Below are 26,605 nucleotides of genomic sequence, written 5' to 3'. Positions count from 1 at the left end.
GCAATATCAGCCATGCCCATCGGGGCACCGGGGTGGCCGGACTTGGCCTTTTGCACAGCATCCATACTTAACGCACGGATAGCGTTGGCGAGTTCTTTATGAGAGGGCATTATTAACTCCATTGTAGGGTAAAATGTGGGAGGTCTAAATTGCAAAAAAACTACCGTATCTTCTCAAGCCTGCATCAAAACGGCAACCCCGATATAACGTCGTGATCTACATAAAAAAAACACAGGTGACGACAGTCACATAATTCATAGCTGCTTACACGATTTACCCATGACAGGATAAGCCTTTATTGCTATTATCCCCCGACTGGATAGGACCAGTTTCGAAGGTTTATATAATACAATCATAGGAAGATAGTTTTATGAAAATTCGCTCTACTTTATTGGCATTAACGATCGCATCAGCAACCATGTTAGCGGGTTGTCAGAATGGTAGCATCGGTGACTCTCTGTTATCTGCTGTAACCGTTAGTGATGCAGAAGTTAAATCTCTTTCAGATCAATCTTGTAAAGAGATGGACGCTACTAACAAAATTGCAGGAAAAAACAGCAAATATACCAAGCGCCTGAATAAAATCTCTAAAGCGTTAGGTAACAATGTTAACGGTACGCCACTTAACTATAAAGTCTACTTAACTGACGACATCAACGCATGGGCAATGGCTAATGGCTGTATCCGTGTGTATAGCGGTCTGATGGATCTGATGACTGATAACGAGATCGAAGGCGTTCTGGGTCACGAAATTGGCCACGTTGAATTAGGTCACACTAAGAAAGCATTCCAAGTTGCTTACGCATCACAATTCGCAACTCAAGCAGCACTTCAATACGGCGGCAAAACTGCAGCTGTTCTGAACGATACTCAAGTTTTAGGTTTCGCAAATACACTGGTTAACGCACAGTTCTCTCAATCACAAGAGTCTGAAGCTGATAACTATTCTTTCGACTACCTGAAGAAGAAGAAAGTAAGCACGGCTGGTCTGGCAACTGCATTTGATAAATTTGCTAAGTTAGATGGCGGCGCAGGTAGCAGCTTACTGGGTTCACACCCAGGTTCAAAAGAGCGTGCTGATGCAATGAGAGCCCGTATCGCTGCTGAAGGTAAGTAGTTGTTTCTCTAAGATTAACCGTTTAATCTTGTAGAATCAGAATCCGAGGTGATTTATTCCCTCGGATTTTTTATGCCTGATAGAATGCCATTCCTCCTCCCCCCAATAAAATATATTTTTCAATGTGCTACACTCAATCTGATTTACTCTTTCCATAAGCAATTAATGCTGTTCAGCTTTGCCAACGAGTGATTCTCAGCTATCTTTTATCTATCTGCTCGGCACTACTCTCATCCCTGTGGTAAAAATATCCATTTTGCCTATGACATTAAGTCATTGAATAAATAATAAATTACGCTAAGGAGTTAGTTTTATGAGTCAAGTAAAAAATGTGGCCGTATTAGTCGGCAGCCTACGCAAAGAATCTATTAACCGAAAAATAGCGCTGGCTCTGGCCGATCTTGCTCCTTCATCAATCAAGCTTGAGATCGTAGAAATTGGTGATTTACCGCTTTATAGCGAAGATATTGATGTAACGCCTCCGGCAGCCTATCAGGCTTTCCGTGAAAAAATTAAGGCCGCTGACGCGGTGCTATTTATCACTCCGGAGTATAACCGCTCGGTACCAGCAGCATTAAAAAATGCCCTTGATGTCGGCTCTCGTCCTTATGGCCAAAATGCCTGGTCAGGTAAACCCGGTGCAGTTATTAGCGCATCACCCGGGGCAATTGGCGGCTTCGGTGCTAACCATCACCTGCGCCAGTCGTTAGTCTTCCTCAACGTTCCCTGCATGCAGCAGCCAGAGGCTTATATCAGCAATGCCGGCAATATTTTTGATGAAAACGGCAAGCTGGCAGAGAGAACCCAATCCTTTTTACAATCAGTGATAGATGCGTATGCCGACTGGGTACTGTTACAACTTCGTACCCACGGATAAACCTATTATCTATCCGACAGCATGGCTTTGATGAAAAAATGCCGGTCAGGAAAACCTGACCGGCATTTTATGGTTAAAGCCCGACTAAATTACTTTTTCGCAGCCTGCATATAAAGCATATCTAAGGCAACGCTGGCAGCAGCCAGCGCGGTAATCTCAGCATGGTCATAAGACGGTGCAACTTCAACCACATCCATACCGACAATATTTAACGGCTGTAAACCACGCAAAATTTTCAACGCCCGATCGGATGTTAATCCTCCGCATACCGGCGTTCCGGTTCCCGGTGCAAATGCAGGATCCAGACAGTCAATGTCAAAAGTCAGATAGACCGGCATATCACCAACAATGGTCTTAATCTGAGCTAATAGGTCGTCTACGCTTCGGTCGTTAACCTGAGCAGCATCCAACACGGTAAAACCATTATCTGAATCATGCTCAGTACGGATACCAATTTGTACTGAACGTTCAGGATCAATCAGCCCTTCATTTGGCGCATGGAAAAACATGGTGCCATGGTCAAACTTACTGCCATTGCCATAAGTATCAGTATGGGCATCAAAATGAACCAGAGCCATTTTGCCAAAGTGTTTAGCATGAGCACGTAGCAATGGCAGAGTAACAAAGTGGTCACCGCCAAAGGTTAACATACGCTTACCCGAAGCCAGAACGCGCTCGGCATGAGCCTGGAGCTGCTCGCTCATATCCTGCGCATCACCAAAGTTGAACACTACGTCACCACAGTCTACAACCTTCAGCTTATCACGGAGCTTAAAAGCCCACGGCCAGCGGCTTGATTCCCAAGCCAGATTAGTTGACACCTGACGTATTGCTGCAGGTCCGTGACGGGCACCCGAACGGCCAGAGGTGGCCATATCAAAAGGAACACCAGTAATCACCCATTCGGCATCGCCGTTATATGGCTGGAAATCGAGCGGGAAGCGTAAAAAACCAAAGGCGTTGGAGACCAGTGAATTATCAGGCTTATTGCCAAGCGTGCTATTCATAGTATTCCTCTAAATGTCGGCGTAAGGCCTCTGAATCTATATGAAACAAAGAACCAATGAAAAAAAATCCCTCCGCGTCAGAATAGTGCGCCCGACGAGAAAGGGATTTGCAACTTAATATATTGTGCTGCTGCGAATTATGGTCTGAATTTGGCTTATCTTCAAGGAAAATCCCCCAAGTTCGTTGATCGGGGTAATAATAATATTATTATAGTAATCAGTATATTGAGTTAAACCCGCCCATAATCCAGATACAAATTTATGACATAACTTTATTAGCTTAAGACTAAAGTAAACGAATTCTTCGCCGCAGTAAGAATATATATCTGATAAAAATAAAAAACGCTCCAATCAAGGAGCGTTGAGAAAATTGTTATCGCAGGCTTAAACCACAATAGCGCCCTGTGTATTAACGAATAAAGAGTAGATAGAAGTACTGGATGCCATAAATAACCGATTACGCTGTAATCCGCCAAAGCACAGGTTTGCACATCGTTCAGGCAAATGAATCATGCCTATCGCCTTACCCTGGGTATTGAACACCCGCACTCCGTCAAGCTCTTCGCTCCCCATTCCCCATCCACACCATAAATTACCGTCAACATCACAGGCAATACCGTCTGCAGTTCCGGTTCCACAATCAATATGAACGCGCTTATTTAACAGTTTTCCATCGACAACGTCATAAGCCAGAATCAGTCGATTTGGCTTTGCCCGCCCTTCTACAATATAAAGGACTTTTTCATCAGGAGAAAAACAGAGTCCGTTAGGTCCGTTAATATCACCGGCTACCACGGTAATATTCTTAGTTTTTCCATCAATTCGATAAACATTTTGTGGTAATTCTGGCTTGGCCTGATGCCCTTCATAAAAACCCGCAATACCAAAAGGAGGGTCGGTAAACCAAATCGAATCGTCAGACCTGACAATAATGTCGTTCGGTGAATTTAATGGTTTACCGTCATAACTATCGGCTAAAACGGTAATGGAACCATCATATTCAGTACGGGTAACGCGGCGGGTATCGTGCTCACAGCTAATTAAACGCCCCTGCCGATCTCTGGCATGGCCGTTAGAAAAGTGACTAGGGCTACGAAACACGCTGGTCTGCCCGGTGGCTTCATCCCAACGCATAATGGCATTATTAGGAATATCGCTCCAAAGCAACATTCTGGTATCACCAAACCAAACCGGTCCTTCAGCCCATCTTGAGCCGGTTGATATCATTTCAATTTTAGCGCTGGAAAGGCAATATTGATTAAAACTGGCATCTAGCGACTTTACTTTAGGGTCGGGATAACGCTGAGAAGGCTGCCACTCGGCAAAAACTTTGGGGGCCAACACCAGAGAGGCCGCTGCCATGCCACCTAATTTCAACAAATTACGACGGGTTGTAGCCATCAAGATACTCCTTTGTTTTTATTAAAATATGTTGTTTTTACAATAATTATTTTTAGTAAAGGGCAGGATCCGGTACAGAGGATCAGAACAGGTTCTATTTTTTTAGGTTCTATACGAGGTATTTACCGGGTCGAAGCTAATAGGTTTGAAATCTCTGGAAACGATATAAAAATGCCCGCCGGAATACTGGCGGGCAATAAGACGCTATCGGGTTAATTAAGTCACCGGAGCCGGATTAAATACCGCCAGCGCATTATGTAACCCCCATTGATCGGAGAAGGTCTTTTTCCTGCCGCTGGCAATATCCAAAATAAAGTGGAATAACTCCCAGCCAACATCCTCAATGGTTGCATCCCCGGTTGCAATGGTTCCTGCATTGATGTCCATCAGATCGTACCAACGGTTAGCTAATGCTGTCCGGGTGGCCATCTTAATCACCGGAACGGCTAATAAACCGTAAGGCGTGCCGCGCCCGGTAGTAAAGACTTGAACGGTAATACCGGAAGAAAGCTGCTGAGTTCCACACACAAAGTCACTGGCCGGAGTGGCGGCAAAGATCAGACCACGTTTGGTTGGCCGCTGACCCGGAGACAGTACTTCAACAATGGCGCTTTTACCTGATTTAGCAATTGAGCCTAATGCTTTTTCAACCACGTTGGCTAAGCCGCCTTTTTTATTTCCCGGAGACGGATTAGCACTACGGTCAGTTTTGCCCATATCCAGATAATTGTCATACCACTCCATCTCTTCAAGCAGACGTTTACCGACTTCTTCATTAATTGCTCTCGGAGTGAGTAAGTGAATGGCATCACGTACTTCTGTTACTTCAGAAAACATCACGGTCGCTCCGCACCGAACCAGTAAGTCAGAGGCAAAACCCACCGCCGGGTTAGCGGTTACGCCGGAGAAAGCATCGCTGCCACCACACTGCATACCCGCCACCAGCTCAGAGGCCGGGCAAGTCTCACGGGTACGTTGGTTTAAACGAATAAGGTGCCGCTCTGCGGTTTGTAGAATGTCGTCAACCATAGACTTAAAGCCTACGTGGAGTTCATCCTGCAGGCTAATGATGCTGGCTGAATCTAAAGATATCGGATAGACGTCAGAAGTGCCCTGTAGCAACTTCTCAGGCTGTAGTTTTTCACACCCCAGGCCAATTACCATAATCTCGCCGCCAAAATTAGGGTTCAGCGCAATATTATGAATAGTCCGGATAGGAACAATAGCTGCAGGCGCATTAATTGCCACGCCACAGCCATATAGGTGATTAAGGCCAACCACGCCGTCAACGTTAGGGTAACGAGGGAGCAGATCGCGTTCGATAATTTTGACTACATAGTCCACCACGCCCGCCACACAGTGAACGCTGGTCGTAATGCCCAATAAGTTTTTAGTGCCTACACTTCCGTCAGCATTTTTGTATCCTTCAAAGGTATAACCTTCTAAAGGGGGTAATTCAGGGGGGACTTTAGTGGCTAAAGGCAGAGTATGAAGCGGAGGGGCTTTAGGCAACACCACCAGTGATTCATCAATCCAGCTTCCCTGTTTAATATCACGGATTGCATAACCAATAACTTCACCATATCGGATAATATCACCGTCTTTAGTAATATCCGTCAGGGCAACTTTGTGTCCTTGAGGAATATGTTCAATAAGCTCAAGGCCATCTTTAAAACGTGACCCGGCATTTAAACCATTGTCATTAACAATAATAGCAACATTATCTTTCTCATCGACCTTTATATAAAAAGCATCGGTTTCAATAATGTTATTTTTTGATGTTGGCATTGTTACACAATCTCCAGTTCATTAAATCAAAACCTAATATATAGGTAAAAATATTCTATTTATTCGGAAGAAATTTAAGCTTAATTCAGCGTTTTCCTGATTCTGTCAGTTAAAAATCGCCATAAATGTGACGTTGATCACTTAATGTAAGATGATATTTTGAGAATTAAGGAAATAAATAGCATTTGTGATTTATCACGCACCTGACTGTGCACATGCAATAAAAACAACTAAATTATATTTTCATTGCTATGCATATGCACAATTTCATTTAGTCTGATTGGGCTTATACTAGACCAAACATAATATAAACACGTAACAACCTATATCCGTGAGTTTATTTAAACATCACCTCACACCTTATTTAATTCAATTATTATAAATTAATTAGGCGTACGTTTGTTTAGTTTTATTAGATTATTCAGTAACAGATTAAAAATATAAGTATAAATTTATTGAGGATAACAAAATGAGTCTGGATACTACCGTTAGCGTTCCCGAAAAGAGAACACACGTACGTTATATAATACTATTGATAATATTTATTGTTACGGCAATAAACTATGCTGACCGGGCAACACTCTCTATTGCCGGAACTGAAGTAGCCAAAGAACTACAGCTAGATGCCGTTGCTATGGGATACATATTCTCAGCGTTTGGCTGGGCTTATCTGTTAATGCAAATTCCCGGCGGCTGGTTACTCGATAAATTCGGTTCAAAACGAGTTTATACATACAGCCTGTTTTTCTGGTCACTGTTTACCTTTACCCAAGGCTTCGTTGATATGTTCCCGATTGCTTACGCGGCAATCTCGATGTTTATCATGCGATTTATGTTGGGCTTTTCAGAAGCACCTTCATTTCCCGCCAACGCCAGAATTGTTGCCGCTTGGTTCCCGACCAAAGAACGAGGCACGGCTTCCGCTATTTTTAACTCTGCTCAATACTTCTCACTGGCGCTATTTTCACCGCTATTAGGCTGGTTGACCTTTGCCTGGGGATGGCAACATGTATTTACCGTAATGGGCGGATTGGGCTTCGTCTTAACCTTCCTTTGGGTAAAATTCATCCATAACCCGACTGACCATCCAAGCATGAACAAAGCCGAACTTGATTACATCTCTCAGGGCGGTGCTGTGGTTGATATGGACCACAAAAAAGAGGGCGATAAAAAAAGCGGCCCTAAGCTTCATTACATTAAACAGTTACTTTCCAGCCGAATGATGCTTGGCGTGTTCTTTGGCCAGTATTTTATTAATACTATTACTTGGTTCTTCTTGACCTGGTTCCCTATCTATCTGGTTCAGGATAAGGGAATGTCAATTTTAAAAGTTGGGTTTGTTGCTTCAATTCCGGCGCTGTGCGGATTCTTTGGCGGCGTATTAGGCGGTGTATTCTCCGATGCGCTGATCAAACGCGGCTATTCACTGACCGTGGCCCGTAAAATACCAATCATCTTAGGCATGTTATTAGCATCCACCATCATTCTTTGTAACTACGTTGATAGCACCGCACTGGTTGTAACCTTAATGGCACTGGCATTCTTCGGTAAAGGTTTCGGGGCTCTGGGCTGGCCGGTTATTTCTGATACGGCACCAAAAGAGATCATTGGCCTGTGCGGTGGCGTATTTAACGTATTCGGCAACGTCGCCTCCATCGTGACTCCTCTGGTTATCGGTTATCTGGTCAAAGAGCTCCACTCATTTAACGCAGCCTTGATCTTCGTCGGTTGTTCCGCGCTTATGGCTATGGTTTGCTACCTGTTCGTGGTAGGTGATATCAAACGTTTAGAACTTAAGTCTTAATTAAACAGTAGCCTGTACACAGACATATATTTTCAGAGGTACAACATGAGCAATGCAATATTTCCGAATAGCTTTAAACAGAAAATCGTAGCCGGTCAGCAGTTATTTGGATGCTGGTCAGCGTTGGCTAACCCGATTTCGACAGAAGTACTTGGTCTGGCTGGATTTGACTGGTTGGTACTTGACGGGGAACACGCCCCTAATGATATTTCGACCTTTATCCCACAGTTGATGGCGCTTAAAGGTAGCGGCAGTGCACCGGTTGTCAGACCGCCACAAAATGAACCGATCATTATCAAACGCCTGTTGGATATTGGATTCTATAACTTCCTTATCCCTTTCGTTGAAAGTAAAGAAGAAGCTGAATTAGCCGTCGCCTCGACCCGCTACCCTCCGGCCGGAATCCGTGGTGTATCGATTTCTCACCGCAGTAATCACTATGGCACCGTCGCTGATTATTTTGGCCAGATTAACCAGAACATTACGGTTCTGGTACAAATCGAAAGCCAGCTTGGCGTTGATAATATCGACGCTATTGCCAGCACCGACGGTGTCGACGGTATTTTTGTTGGCCCGGGCGATTTATCTGCCGCGCTGGGATACATCGGTGAACCAAATCATCCAGAAGTACAAAAAGTCATTCAGCATATTTTTGCTCGGGCAAAGGCTCACGGCAAACCGTCCGGAATTCTAGCACCGGTAGAAGCTGATGCCAGAAGGTACCTTGAGTGGGGCGCGACCTTTGTTGCCGTAGGCAGCGACTTAGGCTTATTCAGAGGCGCAACTCAGAAACTTTGTGACACGTTCAAAAAGAAATAGCCATCCATTATAGGTCGTTATTTATTTTGAATAACGATCTATACCCAAAGTAATTCGAGTGAGCGAGCGCAGCTAACAAAGATGTAGCTTGAAGTATGGCGGGTATAAAACAAATTGTTAATTAAAGACATATAGGGGTAAATATTATGAAAATCGGCTTTATTGGTCTGGGAATTATGGGTAAGCCAATGAGTAAAAACCTGATTAAAGCAGGTTATTCACTGGTCGTGATGGACAGAAATGAAAGCGTGATTAAAGAACTTACTCGTGAAGGCGCTGACAGTGCATCAACCCCTAAGGAAGTGGCTGAGAAGTGTGATGTCGTTATCACCATGCTGCCAAACTCTCCGCACGTCAAAGAAGTTGCTCTGGGTGAAAACGGGATTATTGAAGGCGCTAAGCCGGGTACTATTTTTATCGATATGAGCTCCATTGCACCGTTAGCCAGCCGCGAAATTAGTCAGGCACTGGCGGCAAAAAATATTCATATGCTGGACGCACCGGTCAGCGGCGGTGAACCAAAAGCTATCGACGGAACATTATCCGTGATGGTTGGTGGTGATAAGAAAATATTTGATCGGTGCTATGACCTGATGAAAACCATGGCAGGCTCCGTTGTTCATACTGGCGATATTGGCGCAGGCAACGTCACTAAACTGGCGAACCAGGTTATTGTTGCACTCAATATTGCAGCCATGTCAGAGGCATTGGTGCTGGCAACAAAAGCCGGCGTAGATCCTGAACTGGTTTTCCAAGCTATCCGTGGCGGACTCGCTGGCAGTACCGTACTGGAAGCTAAAGCACCGATGGTATTAGCGCGTAACTTCAAACCCGGGTTCCGTATTGATCTGCACATTAAAGACCTGGCCAATGCGCTGGATACATCTCACGGTGTCGGCGCTCAACTGCCATTAACCGCTGCCGTGATGGAAATGATGCAGGCATTAAAAGCTGACGACTTAGGTACTGCAGACCACAGCGCCCTCGCCTGCTATTACGAAAAATTAGCCAAAGTTGAAGTGGTTAAAAAGTAAAAATTATGGGCACCGGATCGTCGGTGCCCAAGTATTCCACGGCTAAAAGCTATATCTGTCTATAGCAGCACGGGTAATTTATGAAAATAGTAATCGCTCCGGACTCCTATAAAGAGAGCCTCTCCGCATTCGACGTTGCTCGGGCAATTGAATGTGGTTTCAAAGAAATCTTTCCTACGGCGGAATATATAAAAATTCCCGTCGCTGACGGTGGCGAAGGAACTGTCGAAGCCATGATTGCCGCAACCGGCGGTTCAAAAATAGACGTTGAGGTCACTGGCCCGCTAGGTAATAAGATCAACTCATTCTGGGGAATTTCCGGCGACGGAGAGTGTGCTTTTATAGAAATGGCTGCAGCCAGCGGCCTTGAGCTTGTCAGCGTATCAGACCGGGATCCATTAAAAACCACCTCTCGCGGCACCGGTGAACTGATCGGTTCGGCGCTCAGTCATGGTGTAAAACACATTATTATTGGTATTGGCGGCAGCGCGACTAATGATGGCGGAGCCGGCATGGCTCAGGCACTTGGTGTCAAACTATTGAATCAGTCAGGTGAAGAAATCGGTTTTGGCGGCGGAAGCCTTAATGATATTGCGACCATCGATATTAGCGGCCTTGATGCACGATTATCATCCTGCCGAATTGAAGTTGCCTGTGATGTCACTAATCCGCTAACTGGCAAAAATGGAGCGTCACATATTTTTGGCCCACAGAAAGGTGCTACGCCAGAAGTCATTGAAATTCTGGATAATAACCTAGCCCATTATGCAAAAATCATCGAAAAAGATCTGGGCATCAGCGTAGAAAACAAGCCAGGTTCCGGCGCAGCCGGAGGAATGGGAGCAGCCCTGTTTGCTTTCTGCCATGCAGATTTGAGAAAAGGGATCGAGATTGTTACTGAAGCCTTAAAAATTGAGCCGCATATTCAAGATTGCACTCTGGTCATCACCGGTGAAGGAAGAATGGATAGCCAAAGTGTTAATGGCAAAGTCCCGGTGGGTGTGGCTGCTATTGCTAAAAAGTATAATAAGCCGGTCATCGGCATAGCCGGAAGTCTGACTTCCGACGTTGGAATTATTCATCAGCATGGTATCGATGCCGTATTCAGCACAATCTATAAAATCTGTACGCTTGAAGAGGCGTTTAAAAATGCGTTTGATAACATTCAGAAAACGGCAAGAAATGTAGCCGCAGTAATAAAGATAGGATCGTTATAAAATAGCAGCACGAAAGCAATGCGTAGTATTTCAATAACTCTCCAACTTGATTAAAAAGCCCTCATTAAGAGGGCTTAAATGTTTCAAACTAATGACTGGAATCTAATTGAATAGAAATATAAAGCAGTAATTTGTCATCAAAATTGGATAAGTCCAGACCACAAATATCAGTAATCTTATTTAATCTATAATCCAGCGTATTTCGATGAATAAATAATTTTTTCGCAGTCAACGTATTGTTAGTACTATTTAAATACCAAACTTTCAGCGTTTTTATCAGTAATCCGTTAGCGTCATGAGACTTTAACTTTTGTAATGGCCGGCTCAGCTCTTCCGATTCCCAACCATATCTAAGGTTATCTAAAAGCACCGGCAAGATTAAATCCTGATAAAAATAGCTGCGTTGCTTTGGATACCTAGACTTACCAACGTCTAATACGGCACGGGCAGTACGATAAGAATGTTTAATACCAGCATTACCATGAAAATAATTTCCCAAAGATATTCTGATTTTTAACTTACCAATATCAGTCATTTGAGATAATAGCGCATCCAAAGTCTTTCGGTGTTCTTCAGGATCCCAATGCCCATTGGCATTGAAAGCCGGGGTTAATACCACTATTTCAGTTAATGACATAATGGCAATCAAGTTTTCCTTTTCAGGATTCACCAGCAGAGTTTGTACCAGCTGAAGCTCTTTCATGCCGGTTTCTACCCCTAACTGACCACTATCAATCTCAATAACAATAGCGACCCGAGGGCGATTTAAGTCAATACCCAGTCGCTGAGCCCACTCTTTAAGCGAAGGCGTTATATTATCTGCAGTAATTAGATTAAGAACTAACTCTTCTCTAAGGCGGCTGTCATGAGCCATTAAGTTTAATAACCGGCCTTGCTCAATCATCATTTCTGCTGACATGCATAAAAGTTCGGCGTACTGTTTCAAGTCATCCGGGTCACCGGTTAAACCAATCACGCCGACCACTTCACCATTACACTTCATTGGCAAATTTATACCCGACCGTACACCGTATAAACTTTTGACCGTGGCTTCGTTAATTTCCACCACTCGACTTTGAGATAAAACTAATAGCGCACCTTCGTGAAGTTCGCCAATACGATCAATGTCACCACTTCCAATAATCCGGCCGCTTGCATCCATGACGTTAACGTTCTTATGAATTATCGACATCGTCCTGTCGACAATTTCCTGAGCTTGTTTCGGACTGAGTTGGTAAGTAGACATAATGTCTCTCCAAGTATACATCTAAAAGAAATAGAACCCTGTTGTTACCATTTCGATCAGACCGACTAATAAATAATAAAATACCGGATTAGTTTTATTTAACAAGGATAACTATAGTGAATATTATATGATGAAAATATATATCTAACCATAAAAATATTGTATATCACGCATCGCCAATGAAAATAAAAAATCTCAGGCTAAAAATAACATTTCATTATAACCAACAGGAATAAAAAGGGTTGCAGACAAAGACCAAGCCAATATCATGGCCAAACAGTTTGAACTGCAACCAAGAGGATTAATTAAAATATAATTTAACAAGCGATAATAATAGTAAAATCAGATTATGAGTTGTTTACAACGTCAACCGATTTAATGGTCCAACAATAAATGTGTATGACAGCAATCCAATCAATCCCATTGATCCAACATAAAGAATGGCGAAATCAAATGAATTGGTCCATGATAATATAAAGCCAATGACTAAAGGTGTTATTATGCTCGCTAAATTTCCGCACATATTAAATACGCCACCGGCTACGCCTAAGATCTCTTTCGGCGAAGTATCACTCAAAACACACCAGCCTAAATTACCAAAGCCTTTAGCGAAGAAAGCCATACTCATCGCAGCAACGACAATCACGTCTGAGTTGGTATAATTAGCCATAATAATGGTACAGGATAATAGCATTCCACAAATAATTGGCAGCTTTCTGGCTACCGTCAGGCTATATCCTTTTTTGAGTAAATAGTCAGAGAAAATACCGCCGATAAGGCCACCAATAAAACCTGCAATTGCGGGTATTGAGGCAATGAAACCCACTTTAAGTATCGACATTCCTTTTGCCTGATACAAATATGTCGGAAACCAGGTCAGGAAGAACCATGTTATTGAGGTAACACAGAACTGGCCGATATAAACCCCGATCATCATTCGGTTAACGCAGACTTTCTTTATTTGAGCAAAAGTAATTTTTTCCTTTTTCTCTTCTACACCTAACTCAGGAACCCCGCCACCTTCTCTGATATAGTCGATCTCAGCCTGATTCACTTTCTTATGGCGCATCGGATCGCGGATATAGAGTAACCAAAGTACGCCTAATACAACCCCAATGATACCAATGTAATAAAAGACATAATGCCAACTCCAAAAATGAAGTATAAAGGTCATTAACGGCGTAATTAATCCTAGTGATATATATTGGGCAGCCTGATAAACCGAAGTGACAAAACCCCGTTCACTGTTAGGAAACCATTGAACACTCAGGCGGCTATTTGCAGGAAAAGCAGGCGCTTCGATAGCCCCCATTAATAGTCTTAATATAATTAACATCATCAGTGGGGAAGCAAATAGATATATTGTTCCCTGAAACATGGTAACAATGGACCATCCGATTAAGGCACAACCATAAACTAATCTTGATCCATACTTATCTAATAGCCAGCCTCCGGGTATTTGCATAATGACATAAGAAATACCAAAAGAAGAAAATGCCAATCCCATCATTTCAGGATCAAAATTAAGCTCCTTACTCATAAATGGAGCAACAACAGAAAGCGTTGCTCGATCGGCATAATTAAATACAGTGGCAGCAAAAAGGAATAATAATATAATATATCTTGTATTGGTTCTTTTATTTAATTGTTCGTTCATTTGCAACTCCTAAAATTATGTAGGATTATTCGCAATATAATTTTTATTATTAAGTAAGATATTCTGATGGCTGATGTTCAGATAATTTATGCACCAGCCACCGAATGATTACAGAGACAGAAAAAATTAAGGACGTTTCCCAAACTCACACTGTTTAACCGTCCATTTGCGAGCCTGCTCACTCAGGGTAAAGCCAAGGCCGTGACGATCGGATAACCACATACGGCCATCGCGCAGTTCAAGCTGTTCATTGAATAACGGATTTAACCACTCAAAATGCTCAAGCCATGGTTCAATAGGATAAGCGGCGGCAAGATGTAGATGAATTTCCATAGCAAAATGTGGTGCAAGCTTACGACCATGTTTTGCCGCTAAATCCATAATCTTCAGGAAAGGAGAAATACCACCGACTCGCGGGGCATCCGGTTGAACAAAATCACTGGCATTACCAAGAATCAGCTGTTCATGCTCGCGAAAACTGGTCAGCATCTCACCGGTAGCAATCGGAGTATCTAATGCTGTCGCTAAAGCCGCATGTCCTTCAACATCATAAGCATCAAGCGGTTCTTCAATCCAGACTAAATCAAAAACCTCCATTTTTCGGCCAATACGAATCGCTGTTTCACGGTCCCATTGCTGGTTTGCATCAACCATTAACGGAAAATCATCGCCCAGCTCTTTGCGTACTGCGGTTAAACGCTTTAAATCTTCAGCCGTATCAGGCTGACCTACTTTAATTTTTATGCCGCCAATTCCGCTTTCCCGCGAAATAGCCACATTTTTTATCACTTGATCTAACGGAGTATGCAGAAAGCCACCGGAAGTGTTGTAACACTGTACTGAGTCACGGTGAGCCCCTAATAGTTTAGCTAACGGCAATTTTGCCCGTTTAGCTTTCAGGTCCCAAAGCGCAGTATCAAAAGGAGAAATCGCCTGAACCGCCATACCACTACGGCCAACAGAGGCTCCGGCCCACAAAAGTTTGGTATAAATCTTATCGATATCATTTGGGTCTTCACCCAGTAAATTATCTGCGATCTCTTTAGCGTGAGCATAAATTCCTTGCCCACCGGCACGCTTAGAGTAGCTAAAACCAATGCCTTCAAATCCATCACGCGTATGAATTTCAGCAAATATAATCGCCACTTCAGTAAGTGGTTTTTGGCGCCCGGTAAGGACCTTAGCATCGCTCACCGGCGTTGCCAGAGGTAAAAAGGCTAATGAAACTTTAACCCATTCAATACGATCTCCGGTTTCAGCCGCAGTGCGGGAGTGGGCAACCTGAGCATAGGAAACGGCATCTGAGTTAGCGCTGACTGACATTATATTTCTCCTTGTGAACCTATTTGAAATAGTATTGATTTAAAATGATTGCGCTAACATTTTTACATCGAACAAAAAACATCCGCCACCACCGGTTGTCATTTATGCGTCAATGATCACATAAAATATTTAATAAACAATAAACTATGAGTTTAAATTATAATAAAAAAATGAAGGTAACGTCATAATTTCATTAGCTAAATGATTGCGCAATCATTTAGCTAATGAACCGAACCCAAAAATCCAGCCGGCTTTATTTACCGTCAGATACATAAGGCCTGTTTTGCTATAGTATAATTTCCCCATCTCTAATTTTTATCGTGACAAAAGGATAGGCATGAAGGCTAAAAACGTTCCGCAAGGTTCAGGCAAAGTTAAATCCCCTACACTGGAAGACGTTGCCCGCGAAGCTGGCCTATCCCCGATGACGGTTAGCAGAGCGCTGAATACTCCCCAGATCGTTCGAGCTGCCACCGTTGAAAAGGTAAAAAAAGCCGTAGCCGTAACCGGATATATTCCTAATTTGCTGGCCGGGGGCCTTGCGTCGAAAAAAAGTAAACTGATTGCCGTTGTTGTTCCCCAAATCAATAACAATATGTTTGTTGATTCCGTTCAGGCATTAAGCGATCAGTTGGCAAAACGTGGCTATCACATGCTGTTATGCGTAAGCGGATATACCGAAGAGGTAGAAACAGAAATTGTTTCGGCTATTTTATCCCGCCGCCCGGATGGAATTGTTCTGACAGGTATACAACATTCCCCCGAGATGAAACGCATCATCCTGTCATCCGGCGTACCCGTGGTTGAAATATGGGATCTGACGCCAACGCCGTTAGATATTCTGGTCGGTTTTTCTCATGAAAAAATAGGCAATAAAATTGCCCAATATATGCATGACAAAGGCTATCGTAAATTCGGGCTGATCTGGACTGAAGATCGGCGCGCCTCAGTACGTAAAAAAGGGGTCATTGACGCCTTAGAGAGCTATGGCGATAGTACGGTTGCAACCGTCACCGTTGAGCTACCAGCTACACTATCTCGTGGGCGACAAGGCCTGGGCCAGTTGCTTGATTTAAATCAGCAATATGATGCGATTATTTGTAGCTCAGACACCCTGGCTCAGGGTGCTATTATTGAAGCCAGCGCTCGTGGTTTAAGCGTACCTCGGAATCTGGGTGTTATTGGATTTGGTAACTTAGATTTTGCCCAACATAACGTCCCATCGATCTCGACCATAAGCATTGATAGATGGCGGGTGGGAATTGATGCGGCCAATATGCTGGCTGATAAAATTGAAGGGAAAGAATTAGCCGAACATGTAATCGATATCGGCTTTGAACTCATAGAAAGGGAATCTAGCTGATAGCCGCACTGCCCGAGTCAGGTATCAGAATAAATAAACGGATGGATATATCACTGATATCCATCCGCTTCTAAGGCTAATCGCTAAAGCTATTACTCATCTTCCAGATAGGTATAACCATACAGCCCGGCTTCAAACTCTTGCAGGAACTGAGCTTCTAAATCACTGCTCAAGTTAGCGGCAATAATTTGCTCACGATAGCGGGTCATCAGCGTTTCCGGATTCAGCTGCACATACTCCAGCATTTCTGCCACCGTATTGCCCTCTTCCGACTGCTCAACTTCCACCGTTCCGTCACCGAATACAAATACGTCAACGGATGCAGTATCGCCAAACAGGTTATGCATATTTCCCAAAATTTCCTGATAGGCTCCGACCATAAAGAAGCCCAACAGCGGTGGGTTTTCTGCATCATACGGCGGCATTGGCATGGTTGTAGCCATACCATCACCGTCAATATAGTGGTCGATGGTACCGTCAGAATCACAGGTTATATCCAGCAATACGGCACGGCGCTCAGGATCTTTATCTAATCCGCTGAGCGGCAATACCGGGAATAGCTGATCGATTCCCCACGCATCCGGCATTGACTGGAACAGGGAGAAGTTGACATACAGCTTGTCTGCCATACGCTCATGTAATTCATCAATAATCGGACGGTGCGCACGATTACTCGGATCTAACTGCTGCTGAATCTGATGACAAATAGTCAAAAACAGCTGTTCCGCCGCAGCCCGGTGCGGCAAGTCTAAAATTCCGTGAGCATATTGGGTATGCACGTCATTGAGATCCAACTGGCTGTCATGCAGCCATTCTCTCAGTGACCGACGGTTCTCCGGCTCTTGCATTTCCAACCAGGTATCCCACAGGCTAGACAGCGCTCGTGGAGCATCTTCTTCAGGCTGCTGAGGCTCACTAAATTCGTTGCGCTCAACGCCGATAACGTTAGACACCAGCACCGTATGGTGAGCGGTAACCGCACGGCCAGATTCGGTAATCACTGTCGGATGAGGCAAGCCGTGCTCGTTACAGGCGTCGCCAATACCCCAAATGACGTTATTGGCATACTCATTCAGGCCATAGTTAACCGAGCAGTCAGACTGAGAACGGGTACCTTCATAGTCAACGCCTAATCCGCCGCCAACGTCGAAACACTGAATATTGACGCCCAGCTTATGTAATTCAACGTAAAAACGGGCAGATTCACGCACACCGGTCGCAATATCGCGAATATTGGATAACTGAGAACCTAAATGGAAATGCAGCAGTTGCAGGCTGTCCAGACGCTCTTCCTTGCGTAAAATCTCAACCAGCGTCAGCACCTGAGTGGCCGACAAGCCAAATTTAGATTTCTCACCGCCACTGGCCTGCCATTTACCTGACCCCTGCGACGCCAAGCGCGCACGCACACCAAGGCGAGGAATCACATCAAGGCGACGGGCCTCTTCCAATACCATCTTAATTTCGGACATCTTTTCGATGACCAAATAGACTTTATGGCCCAGCTTTTCGCCGATCAGCGCCAGACGAATATACTCACGATCTTTATAACCGTTACAGACAATCACTGAACGGGTAAAGCCAGCATGGCCCAGTACCGCCATCAGTTCTGCTTTGGAACCCGCTTCTAGCCCAAGTGGCTCACCGGAATTCACCAGGGCCTCAATCACCCGACGGTGTTGATTAACCTTAATCGGGTAAACTAAGAAATAGTTGCCTTCATAACCAAACGATTCACGGGCACGTTTAAAGGCTGCATTAATCGAACGCAAACGATGCTGTAGTATTTGTGGAAAACAAAACAGTGACGGCAAACGCTGCCCTTTGCTCTGCATATCCTGAACCAGATTAGCCAGATCTACCCGCGCATCCGGGATATCAGGATCCGGACAAACTGTAATATGGCCTAATTCATTAACACCATAGTAGCCACTCCCCCAGTGAGCGACATTGTAAGTGCGCATCATTTTGCTTGCGGAACCGTTTGTCATAACAGCAAAACCTCTTAAGATCTTAAAACGAGATAATTCGCCCCGGGGCGACAGAACAAGTAAAACTCCCGAATTACTTAACCTTTTGCTACCCAAAATAGTTCAAGACGTAAAAAAGCGATAAGTGATATGAGTCCCGATACGCTTACTCAGGTAAGTGACCGGTTAAACAAACACTGCCAACACATCTACAACTTGAAGCATGGCGGGTATATCTGAGTGACAACCAGTGACTCTGGTCGGCACCCTATTCCAATGGATTCCATTATGAACCACGGTGGCAAGCAAACATATCCCAATAAACTGAATCAACTCAGTGATGCAGGGAAGTGAGAGCAACCAGCAATAATGCAACTTGAAAAACGCAGGAAATATAGCGGAATAAGGATAGACGATAATCTTGCTATTTCATATTGTTAATAGCCCTATCGGGCGGTCTGCGCTGATATTTTTGTATAGAAATATGTCAACCGGATAGTTTGATTTTGGCATTTAAAAAATGCAATAAAATCAATCAATAAAAATTAATAGCAGCCAATTAAATCATTCAGAAATAGGGTTTAATAACAATCAGACCAAAAGGGCTATTTATCTAATAAGAAAGGGGTAATAAATCATAAAATAAATAGTAATTGGCTGATTAACAACCCGCTTTAGGTTTATCACAAGTTAATTATTGGACGGCCTCTACGCCAAAATAGGCCATTTTGCATTTAGCACAAAAAGAAGAAAAATTACCGAATTAAACGGCAAAAACTTCCCTAAAGTACAGTTCAGCAGATGAAATCCTAGCGAGCTAAATTAAAAACCACTGGTAATCATCTCAGTGACTCCTTAGAATAGCCATCCAGATGTTAATCCGTCTATACCGATTAACCCACATATTCTGTGAATGACTTTATTTGTACGCGCGTTCTCTCTTTGTCCCTTGACTGATGCTAGATGCAGAGCCACGAAAGTGATAACGCCGCACCGTTTTCAATCTGTCTCTAGAGGTAAAAGAAGAAATGGCCCAACACCTGTTTACTTCCGAATCCGTATCCGAAGGGCATCCTGATAAAATCGCCGATCAAATATCTGATGCAGTTCTCGATGCGATTATAAAACAAGATCCTAAAGCCCGCGTTGCTTGTGAAACCTACATTAAAACCGGTATGGTTTTAGTCGGTGGCGAAATTACAACCTCAGCCTGGGTTGATATTGAAGAACTTACCCGTCGTACCATATGCGATATTGGCTACACCCATTCTGACATGGGTTTTGACGCCAATTCATGCGCCGTACTGAGCGCAATTGGTAAGCAATCCCGTGACATTAATCAAGGGGTTGACCGCAGCGATCCATTAGAGCAAGGCGCTGGCGATCAGGGCATCATGTTTGGCTATGCGACCAACGAAACCGACGTATTAATGCCTGCGCCAATTACCTATGCCCACCGCTTAATGGAGCGTCAGGCTCAGGTGCGTAAAGATGGCACCCTGCCATGGCTGCGCCCTGATGCAAAAAGTCAGGTTACCTTCAAGTATGAAGATGGCAAGATTACCGGCATTGATGCCGTGGTGTTATCGACCCAGCATGCAGAAAGCATCGGCCTGAAAGACCTTCAGGAAGCGGTAATGGAACACATTATCAAACCAGTGCTGCCTGAAGCATGGCTTTCAGCCAATACTAAATACTTCATCAACCCGACAGGCCGCTTTGTTATCGGCGGACCAATGGGTGACTGTGGTTTAACCGGCCGTAAAATTATCGTTGATACCTACGGCGGTGCAGCACGTCACGGCGGCGGCGCTTTCTCTGGTAAGGATCCGTCAAAAGTTGACCGCTCTGCAGCCTATGCCGCTCGCTATGTGGCGAAAAATATCGTGGCTGCCGGTTTAGCCGATCGCTGTGAAATTCAGGTTTCTTACGCTATTGGCGTAGCAGAACCGACTTCAATCATGCTTGAAACCTTCGGCACTGAGAAAATATCACACGACCGCCTGACTCAGTTAGTGCGTGAGTTTTTTGATCTGCGTCCTTACGGCTTAATCCAGATGTTAGATTTAATCAAACCTATCTATCAGGAAACGGCTGCTTACGGTCACTTTGGCCGTGAACATTTCCCATGGGAAAAAACCGATAAAGCCGCTGAACTACGCGAAGCTGCCGGCCTGAAATAAAACGGGCATTGGTCATATTAACGGTGGCTACTGTCAGTGGCTGCCGTTTTTTTATTGCTCAACGATAATCCCCCCGCTATGCTAGCCGCTATGACAACACTTCGCCTCCCCATTGCTACTCAACAGGCCGTAATGCGCTGTTTACGCCACTATCTGGCGTTGGCTAACGCTTACCTGAAAGTCGATTATCCCGAACCTAAAGTCAGCTATCAACAACGCGGCACTACCGCAGGAACCGCTCACCTATCAGTCTGGGAAATTCGCTTAAACTCAGTATTGTTAATAGAGAATGGTCAGCAATTTATTGACGAAGTGGTTCCCCATGAGTTGGCTCACCTGTTGGTTTACAAACAATTTGGCCGGGTTGCCCCTCACGGACAGCAGTGGCAATGGATGATGGAAAGCGTACTTGGCGTTTCAGCCAGCCGCACTCATGCCTTCGACGTGATGTCGGTTCAGGGCAAAACTTTTGCCTATCGTTGCGATTGCCAAACTCACGCATTAACCGTTCGACGCCATAATAAAATAGCGCGTAAAGAGAGTGAGTACCGTTGCCGTAAGTGCCGCCAGTTGCTTAAACCGGATATCAATTAGCTTAGCCTGACCAAGTTATTCAGCCAGCTAAATAAAGCATATGGTTCGGATATTCTCACAGCTAAAAGTGCCTCAGGGTTGAAGAGAAACAGCGACACGATTAAGCTTGTTAAGTTAAATTAACAAGTTGTTCTATTAATTAATCATGGTGACTTTGGCTGAATTGCCGGAGAAACCCCCTTTTGAGATATCCTGTTGGTTCAGGAAGATACCGGAAGACAGAATAAAACTATGCGAATTCCACGCATTTACCACCCTAAGCCTCTCAGCGCCCCTGACGATATCGCGCTAAGTGATGACGCAGCCAACCATGTCGGGCGCGTTCTTCGTATGCAACCGGGGAACAAAGTTGCGCTTTTTGACGGAAGTAATCAGATATTCAACGCTGAAATTACGCATATAGATAAAAAGCAGGTTCGGGTTCAGATTACTGACCAACGGCTTGAAGATCGTGAGTCACCGCTAAATTTACATCTCGGACAGGTTATCTCCCGCGGTGAAAAAATGGAATTTACCATTCAAAAATCCATTGAGTTAGGGGTTAATACTATTACACCGCTAATATCAGAACGCTGCGGCGTTAAGCTGGATCAAGAACGTTTTGAAAAGAAAGTCCAACAGTGGCAAAAAATTGCCATCGCCGCCTGTGAACAGTGCGGGCGCAATCGGGTTCCGGAAATACGCCCGGTCATCCGGCTAGAGGAGTGGTGTGCGGAACCAGAAAGTGGACTTAAATTGAATTTACACCCGCGAGCCAGCCTGAGTATTAATACGCTTTCCATGCCGGTTAGTGATATTCGCCTGTTAATTGGCCCCGAAGGCGGGCTATCGCAGGAAGAAATTGATATGACAGCCCGCTATGACTTTACCGATATTCTACTCGGCCCACGGGTTCTTCGTACCGAAACCGCAGCGCTGACTGCAATTGCTGCTCTACAGATTCGCTTTGGCGATCTGGGATAAAGGAGATAAACATGATCAAGCTCGGCATTGTGATGGACCCTATTTCATCCATCAATATTAAGAAAGACACCAGTTTTGCTATGCTGCAGGAAGCCCAAAAGCGCGGCTATGAGCTGCACTACATGGAAATGAACGATCTGTATCTCCACACCGGTGAAGCCCGTGCCCGTACCCAAACGCTGTCGGTTCAAGCGGATAAAGAACACTGGTATGACTTTCATGGTGAGCAAGATATTGCGCTACACGATTTAGATGTCATTCTGATGCGCAAAGACCCGCCGTTTGATACTGAATATATTTATGCCACCTATATTCTGGAACGAGCGGAAGTTAAAGGCACCCTGATTGTTAATAAACCGCAAAGCCTGCGTGACTGTAACGAAAAGCTGTTTACCGCATGGTTCCCTGATTTAACGCCTTCAACGCTGGTTTCACGCAGTGCTGAACATATTCGCAAATTCTATGCTGAACACGGCGATATTATTCTGAAACCGCTGGACGGCATGGGTGGTTCATCCATTTTCCGCGTTAAGCCAAACGATCCAAACCTGTCAGTGATTATTGAAACCCTGACTGAGCTGGGAACCCGTTATTGCATGGCGCAAAACTTTGTGCCACAGATTACTGAGGGCGATAAACGCGTTCTGGTGGTTGACGGTGAACCGGTACCTTACTGCCTTGCCCGCATTCCTAAGCAGGGAGAAACCCGCGGTAATTTAGCTGCCGGCGGACGTGGCGAAGCCCGACCGCTAAGCGAAAGTGACTGGAAAATTGCCCGCAGCGTGGCCCCTACGCTAAAAGAAAAAGGCCTGATCTTTGTCGGTCTGGATATTATCGGTGACAAATTGACTGAAATTAACGTCACCAGCCCGACCTGCGTAAAAGAGATTGAAGCTGCATTCCCGGATGTTTCTATTACCGGCATGCTGATGGATGCAATTGAACGTCGCCTGGCGAAGTAATTACTCTATCTATATCCAACATAATTCGAGTTGCATTGCGGCGGCCTCACTGAAGTGAGGCCCATGGATGGGCTGAGTAGTCCCGAATCACTGACTCAAATAAGTGCTTCGGGTGAACGAACGTAGCTAACAAAGATGCGACTTGAAGTATGACGGATATACATAACCTTAGCCGTCGTCTAAGACGGCTAAGGTTTTTACCATCATCACTATTTCAGTTCTGGTTAATAGCTAAACACCGACAGGCTAATTTGGTTATAATCGGGCCTATATACGTTCCGTGCGTCCTTAAATCCTAAATTTATTCAGGCGGTTAATCTAAAACACCATGAATTTACAAAACCATTTTCTTATCGCTATGCCTTCGCTGGAAGATCCCTATTTTAGCCGTTCAGTGGTTTATATCTGCGAACATAACGAGAATGGGACCATGGGCGTGGTTATCAATAAACCGCTGGAGCAGCTAACGGTTGAAGAAGTACTGTCTAAATTACATATAGATCCGATTCCGAAAGTATCCCGTCTACACCTAGAGTGCCCGGTGTTTGACGGAGGGCCACTGGCTGAAGATCGGGGATTTATCCTGCATACTCCGCTGCAAAAATTCTCATCCAGCATTCAGATTGCTGACTCAGTAATGATTACTACATCTAAAGACGTACTTGAAACATTAGGAACGGCATCTCAGCCGCCTGAAGCTCTGGTTGCCTTGGGCTATTCCGGTTGGGAAGCAGGACAGTTAGAACATGAGCTGTTAGAAAATAGCTGGTTAACGGTTGAAGCTGACAGCAATATTCTATTTCATACGCCAATTGCCGATCGCTGGCAGGCCGCAGCTCAAAAGCTGGGCATTGATATTCACACCATAGCGACTCAGGCAGGCCATGCATAATGACTAACCGCACTGTATTAGGATTCGATTTTGGTACTAAAAGTATCGGCGTTGCTATCGGGCAGGAAATTACCGGAACAGCCCGCCCGTTGACCGCATTCAAGGCTAAAGAAGGTAATCCTGACTGGCAGCAGGTAGAAAAGTTGCTGAAAGAATGGCAGCCGGACCTGGTGATTGTCGGCCTACCCCTGAATATGGATGGTACTGAACAACCGGTTACCGCTCAGGCGCGTAAATTTGCTAATCGATTACATGGTCGCTTTGGCGTTCAAATTGAGCTTCATGATGAGCGCTTAAGTACCGTTGAAGCCAGAGCCGATTTATTCGACCGCGGCGGGTTTCGTGCACTGAATAAAGGCAGCGTAGACGCCGCTTCGGCAGTAATTATTTTAGAAAGTTGGTTTGAAAAACAGCTGGGGTAATGGCTTTCTCTTCAGATTACTGACAACGTGCTTTAATTGGCTTTCAGCGCAGGTTTCGTCCGCATAATCAGCATCGGGATATTGATTTTTTCTGGCGGCCGAAGGGCGATGTTTTGAGGCTAAGGGGCAATTGCTTACCACTCAGATTACTGACAACGTGATTTAATTGGATTTCAGCGCAGGTTTCGTCCGCATAATCAGCATCGGAATATTGATTTTTTCTGGCGGCCGAAGGGCGATATTTTTAAGATAAGGGGCAATTGCTGACCCCTTTTGATTAATACGCTATTGCTGCTGAGGCTATTTCAGCAGGTTATCCAACGTGCCACTCCAGTCAATGCTTAACTTGACGTTACAGGGCTGTTTAGAAGCGTAAAAAACGGTATATCCCTGTTTGTTAGATATCCCTTTATATTCCGGAGTATCAGGGCAGCCGGACAGCATATAGCTGCCTTTCGGCACCGGAATCGGGTTACCTGCACCTAGCAGAGCAAAATATTTACCGTATTCTCCGGTACCGACTTTTTGAACCAAGACATAATCACTTGGGCTCAGTTGAGTACGGCTGACAATACGGGCTGCACGTCCTTGATCGTCAGTAACGCCAAACAGCGGTTTTTTAAACGCAGGATCGGTTTCTGAATCTTTGATGATCACCAAATAAAACGGCGTATTTGGCAATGGATTATCAGTCTGAGGATCTAATAATCCTACGGTTGATTCAAAAGTTCCTTCAGAACCATATTTAGCCAAAGTCCCTTTGTTATAGATATATGCACCAAAACCAATACCTGCCAATATCAATAACACCACGATCCATTTAAACATCTTCACCGTTAAACGTTCCTTTTTCCTGTATCCCCTAGGGTTAATGCTGAAAATAGTTCAACATACTTAAGGTAAATAGAAAAGCCGTTTATTGACCCTGAATACACATTTATCTGATATCAGGAGAATAATATGATTCGCCAATCATCCCCTGATTAACCAATGCATTAATACTCTGCTCCATTGTCTGCATTCCTAAGGCCGAGCCGGTCTGTAATAAGCTTTGCAATTGATGGCGCTTATTTTCTCTAATCATATTACTGACCGCCGGCGTATTGATCAGAACTTCATAGGCTGCAACTCGGCTGCCTTTTAAATCAGGGACCAGCCGCTGGCAGACAACGGCCTGTAGCGTATTGGCCAATTGAGAACTGACAAACTGCTTTTCCTCAGCCGAAAATACGTCAATGATCCTTTCCATCGACTGAATAGCCGAGCGCGTATGCAATGTGGCAAATACCAAGTGGCCGGTTTCCGCAGCGGTCAAAGCCAAGCGGATAGTCTCGGCATCTCTGAGTTCACCTAATAAAATGATGTCGGGATCCTGACGTAAAGCGGCCCGTAGCCCCTGCGAAAACGACGCCGCGTGGTTGCCGATCTCCCGCTGCTGAATCAGGCTGCTATTACTGTGGTGAATAAATTCAATAGGGTCTTCCAGAGTAATAATATGTCGGTGCTCTCTTTGGTTAATCCCGGCAATCAGTGCAGCCATAGTGGTCGATTTACCGCTTCCCGTAGCGCCGGCAATAATTACCAGCCCGTCGCTACGATGGCTAATCTCGACAATAGCGTCAGGGATTTTCAACGCACTGGAATCAGGAATTTTCGTTTGAATAAAGCGAAAAGCCGCCGATATGCCAGAGCGCTGCTGAAAAATATTCGCCCTTAACCGCACGCCGTCACTCCATGACAGTGCGCAATCTAGCTGCCCCTGAGACTGGAACACTCCCAGTTGCTCAGCGCTAAGGCGGGATAAAATCTGTTCCTGCAACTTTATAGCATCCAGTTTACCTTCACCACAGGCCCGTAAATTGCCATTCACACGCAACATCGGTAAATGACCGGCAGAAAGGTGCAGATCTGACGCGTTTTGCTTTACACTAAGGGACACTAATTCGCATATATCCATAACCGACTC

23 protein-coding genes are annotated in these 26,605 nt (G+C 44.7%); 13 read left to right on the top strand and 10 right to left on the bottom strand.

Translation table 11 applies throughout. The features are described from left to right. The coding region (locus YWE_RS32135) for a hypothetical protein (protein ID WP_154661452.1) at positions 1-110 on the bottom strand (110 nt) is incomplete at its 3' end. A 260-nt stretch (positions 111-370) separates the two neighbouring features. Between YWE_RS32135 and YWE_RS0121245 the strand changes: the two genes are divergently transcribed. Then, entirely contained in the window at positions 371-1,117 is a 747-nt protein-coding gene (locus YWE_RS0121245; protein WP_029096269.1) for a M48 family metallopeptidase, read from the top strand. Between the two features lie 313 nt (positions 1,118-1,430). Next, positions 1,431-1,994: an NADPH-dependent FMN reductase gene (locus tag YWE_RS0121240; RefSeq protein WP_029096268.1), complete on the top strand. Its 564-nt coding sequence runs from the start codon at positions 1,431-1,433 to the stop codon at positions 1,992-1,994. 89 nt (positions 1,995-2,083) lie between these two features. Here the strand turns inward: YWE_RS0121240 and speB are convergent, their stop codons facing one another. The 3 genes from speB to garD all read right to left on the bottom strand — a co-directional run bounded on the left by speB (position 2,084) and on the right by garD (position 6,190). Further along, positions 2,084-3,001: an agmatinase gene (speB, locus tag YWE_RS0121235; protein WP_029096267.1), complete on the bottom strand. Its 918-nt coding sequence runs from the start codon at positions 2,999-3,001 to the stop codon at positions 2,084-2,086. 384 nt (positions 3,002-3,385) lie between these two features. Continuing rightward, positions 3,386-4,402 carry an SMP-30/gluconolactonase/LRE family protein gene (locus YWE_RS0121230; RefSeq protein WP_029096266.1) on the bottom strand — a complete coding sequence of 339 codons (1,017 nt, stop codon included), beginning with the start codon at positions 4,400-4,402 and terminating at the stop codon, positions 3,386-3,388. Between the two features lie 216 nt (positions 4,403-4,618). After that, positions 4,619-6,190, bottom strand: a complete 1,572-nt coding sequence (gene garD / locus YWE_RS0121225) for a galactarate dehydratase (RefSeq protein ID WP_051323494.1) — start codon at positions 6,188-6,190, stop codon at positions 4,619-4,621. Positions 6,191-6,659: 469 nt separating this feature from the next. On the opposite strand from garD, the gene YWE_RS0121220 reads away from it, so the two are divergent. The 4 genes from YWE_RS0121220 to YWE_RS0121205 all read left to right on the top strand — a co-directional run bounded on the left by YWE_RS0121220 (position 6,660) and on the right by YWE_RS0121205 (position 11,064). Further along, positions 6,660-7,994, top strand: coding sequence for an MFS transporter (locus YWE_RS0121220; protein WP_029096264.1), 1,335 nt, complete (start codon positions 6,660-6,662; stop codon positions 7,992-7,994). A 45-nt stretch (positions 7,995-8,039) separates the two neighbouring features. Then, entirely contained in the window at positions 8,040-8,813 is a 774-nt protein-coding gene (garL, locus tag YWE_RS0121215) for a 2-dehydro-3-deoxyglucarate aldolase (protein ID WP_029096263.1), read from the top strand. A gap of 146 nt (positions 8,814-8,959) precedes the next feature. Beyond that, positions 8,960-9,847, top strand: a complete 888-nt coding sequence (gene garR, locus YWE_RS0121210) for a 2-hydroxy-3-oxopropionate reductase (RefSeq protein WP_029096262.1) — start codon at positions 8,960-8,962, stop codon at positions 9,845-9,847. Between the two features lie 80 nt (positions 9,848-9,927). After that, positions 9,928-11,064: a glycerate kinase gene (locus YWE_RS0121205; protein ID WP_029096261.1), complete on the top strand. Its 1,137-nt coding sequence runs from the start codon at positions 9,928-9,930 to the stop codon at positions 11,062-11,064. An 88-nt stretch (positions 11,065-11,152) separates the two neighbouring features. Here the strand turns inward: YWE_RS0121205 and YWE_RS0121200 are convergent, their stop codons facing one another. The 3 genes from YWE_RS0121200 to YWE_RS0121190 all read right to left on the bottom strand — a co-directional run bounded on the left by YWE_RS0121200 (position 11,153) and on the right by YWE_RS0121190 (position 15,290). Next, complete coding sequence (locus tag YWE_RS0121200) at positions 11,153-12,310, bottom strand: CdaR family transcriptional regulator (RefSeq protein WP_029096260.1); 1,158 nt, start codon at positions 12,308-12,310, stop codon at positions 11,153-11,155. A gap of 358 nt (positions 12,311-12,668) precedes the next feature. Continuing rightward, positions 12,669-13,967, bottom strand: coding sequence for an MFS transporter (locus tag YWE_RS0121195; RefSeq protein WP_029096259.1), 1,299 nt, complete (start codon positions 13,965-13,967; stop codon positions 12,669-12,671). A 126-nt stretch (positions 13,968-14,093) separates the two neighbouring features. After that, positions 14,094-15,290: an L-talarate/galactarate dehydratase gene (locus YWE_RS0121190; RefSeq protein ID WP_029096258.1), complete on the bottom strand. Its 1,197-nt coding sequence runs from the start codon at positions 15,288-15,290 to the stop codon at positions 14,094-14,096. A gap of 337 nt (positions 15,291-15,627) precedes the next feature. Between YWE_RS0121190 and YWE_RS0121185 the strand changes: the two genes are divergently transcribed. Then, entirely contained in the window at positions 15,628-16,653 is a 1,026-nt protein-coding gene (locus YWE_RS0121185) for a LacI family DNA-binding transcriptional regulator (RefSeq protein WP_036016812.1), read from the top strand. 92 nt (positions 16,654-16,745) lie between these two features. Here YWE_RS0121185 and speA read toward each other — a convergent pair whose 3' ends face one another. After that, positions 16,746-18,644, bottom strand: coding sequence for a biosynthetic arginine decarboxylase (gene speA / locus YWE_RS0121180; protein ID WP_084167160.1), 1,899 nt, complete (start codon positions 18,642-18,644; stop codon positions 16,746-16,748). Between the two features lie 1,007 nt (positions 18,645-19,651). Between speA and metK the strand changes: the two genes are divergently transcribed. The 6 genes from metK to ruvX all read left to right on the top strand — a co-directional run bounded on the left by metK (position 19,652) and on the right by ruvX (position 24,639). Next, complete coding sequence (metK, locus tag YWE_RS0121175; RefSeq protein WP_029096255.1) at positions 19,652-20,806, top strand: methionine adenosyltransferase; 1,155 nt, start codon at positions 19,652-19,654, stop codon at positions 20,804-20,806. A gap of 90 nt (positions 20,807-20,896) precedes the next feature. After that, positions 20,897-21,400, top strand: a complete 504-nt coding sequence (locus YWE_RS0121170; RefSeq protein ID WP_036016828.1) for a SprT family zinc-dependent metalloprotease — start codon at positions 20,897-20,899, stop codon at positions 21,398-21,400. A 231-nt stretch (positions 21,401-21,631) separates the two neighbouring features. Beyond that, on the top strand, positions 21,632-22,363 hold the full coding sequence (rsmE, locus tag YWE_RS0121165; RefSeq protein ID WP_029096253.1) for a 16S rRNA (uracil(1498)-N(3))-methyltransferase: 732 nt from the start codon (positions 21,632-21,634) through the stop codon (positions 22,361-22,363). A gap of 11 nt (positions 22,364-22,374) precedes the next feature. Beyond that, on the top strand, positions 22,375-23,325 hold the full coding sequence (gene gshB, locus YWE_RS0121160) for a glutathione synthase (RefSeq protein WP_029096252.1): 951 nt from the start codon (positions 22,375-22,377) through the stop codon (positions 23,323-23,325). 328 nt (positions 23,326-23,653) lie between these two features. Beyond that, on the top strand, positions 23,654-24,217 hold the full coding sequence (locus YWE_RS0121155) for a YqgE/AlgH family protein (protein ID WP_029096251.1): 564 nt from the start codon (positions 23,654-23,656) through the stop codon (positions 24,215-24,217). Further along, positions 24,217-24,639, top strand: coding sequence for a Holliday junction resolvase RuvX (gene ruvX, locus YWE_RS0121150; RefSeq protein WP_029096250.1), 423 nt, complete (start codon positions 24,217-24,219; stop codon positions 24,637-24,639). The genes YWE_RS0121155 and ruvX overlap by 1 nt, the downstream gene beginning before the upstream one ends. A 300-nt stretch (positions 24,640-24,939) precedes the next feature. Here ruvX and YWE_RS0121145 read toward each other — a convergent pair whose 3' ends face one another. Together YWE_RS0121145 and YWE_RS0121140 are read right to left on the bottom strand one after the other, a co-directional pair. Then, the gene (locus YWE_RS0121145) at positions 24,940-25,473 is read right to left on the bottom strand and encodes a hypothetical protein (RefSeq protein WP_127526493.1); all 534 of its coding nucleotides are present in this window, start codon (positions 25,471-25,473) and stop codon (positions 24,940-24,942) included. A gap of 103 nt (positions 25,474-25,576) precedes the next feature. Further along, the gene (locus YWE_RS0121140) at positions 25,577-26,596 is read right to left on the bottom strand and encodes a type IV pilus twitching motility protein PilT (protein WP_029096248.1); all 1,020 of its coding nucleotides are present in this window, start codon (positions 26,594-26,596) and stop codon (positions 25,577-25,579) included. Positions 26,597-26,605 lie beyond the last annotated feature (9 nt).

The organism is Budvicia aquatica DSM 5075 = ATCC 35567 (assembly GCF_000427805.1).
GTDB classification, from domain to species: domain Bacteria; phylum Pseudomonadota; class Gammaproteobacteria; order Enterobacterales; family Enterobacteriaceae; genus Budvicia; species Budvicia aquatica.
This window is presented reverse-complemented; position numbering and strand designations above follow the sequence as displayed.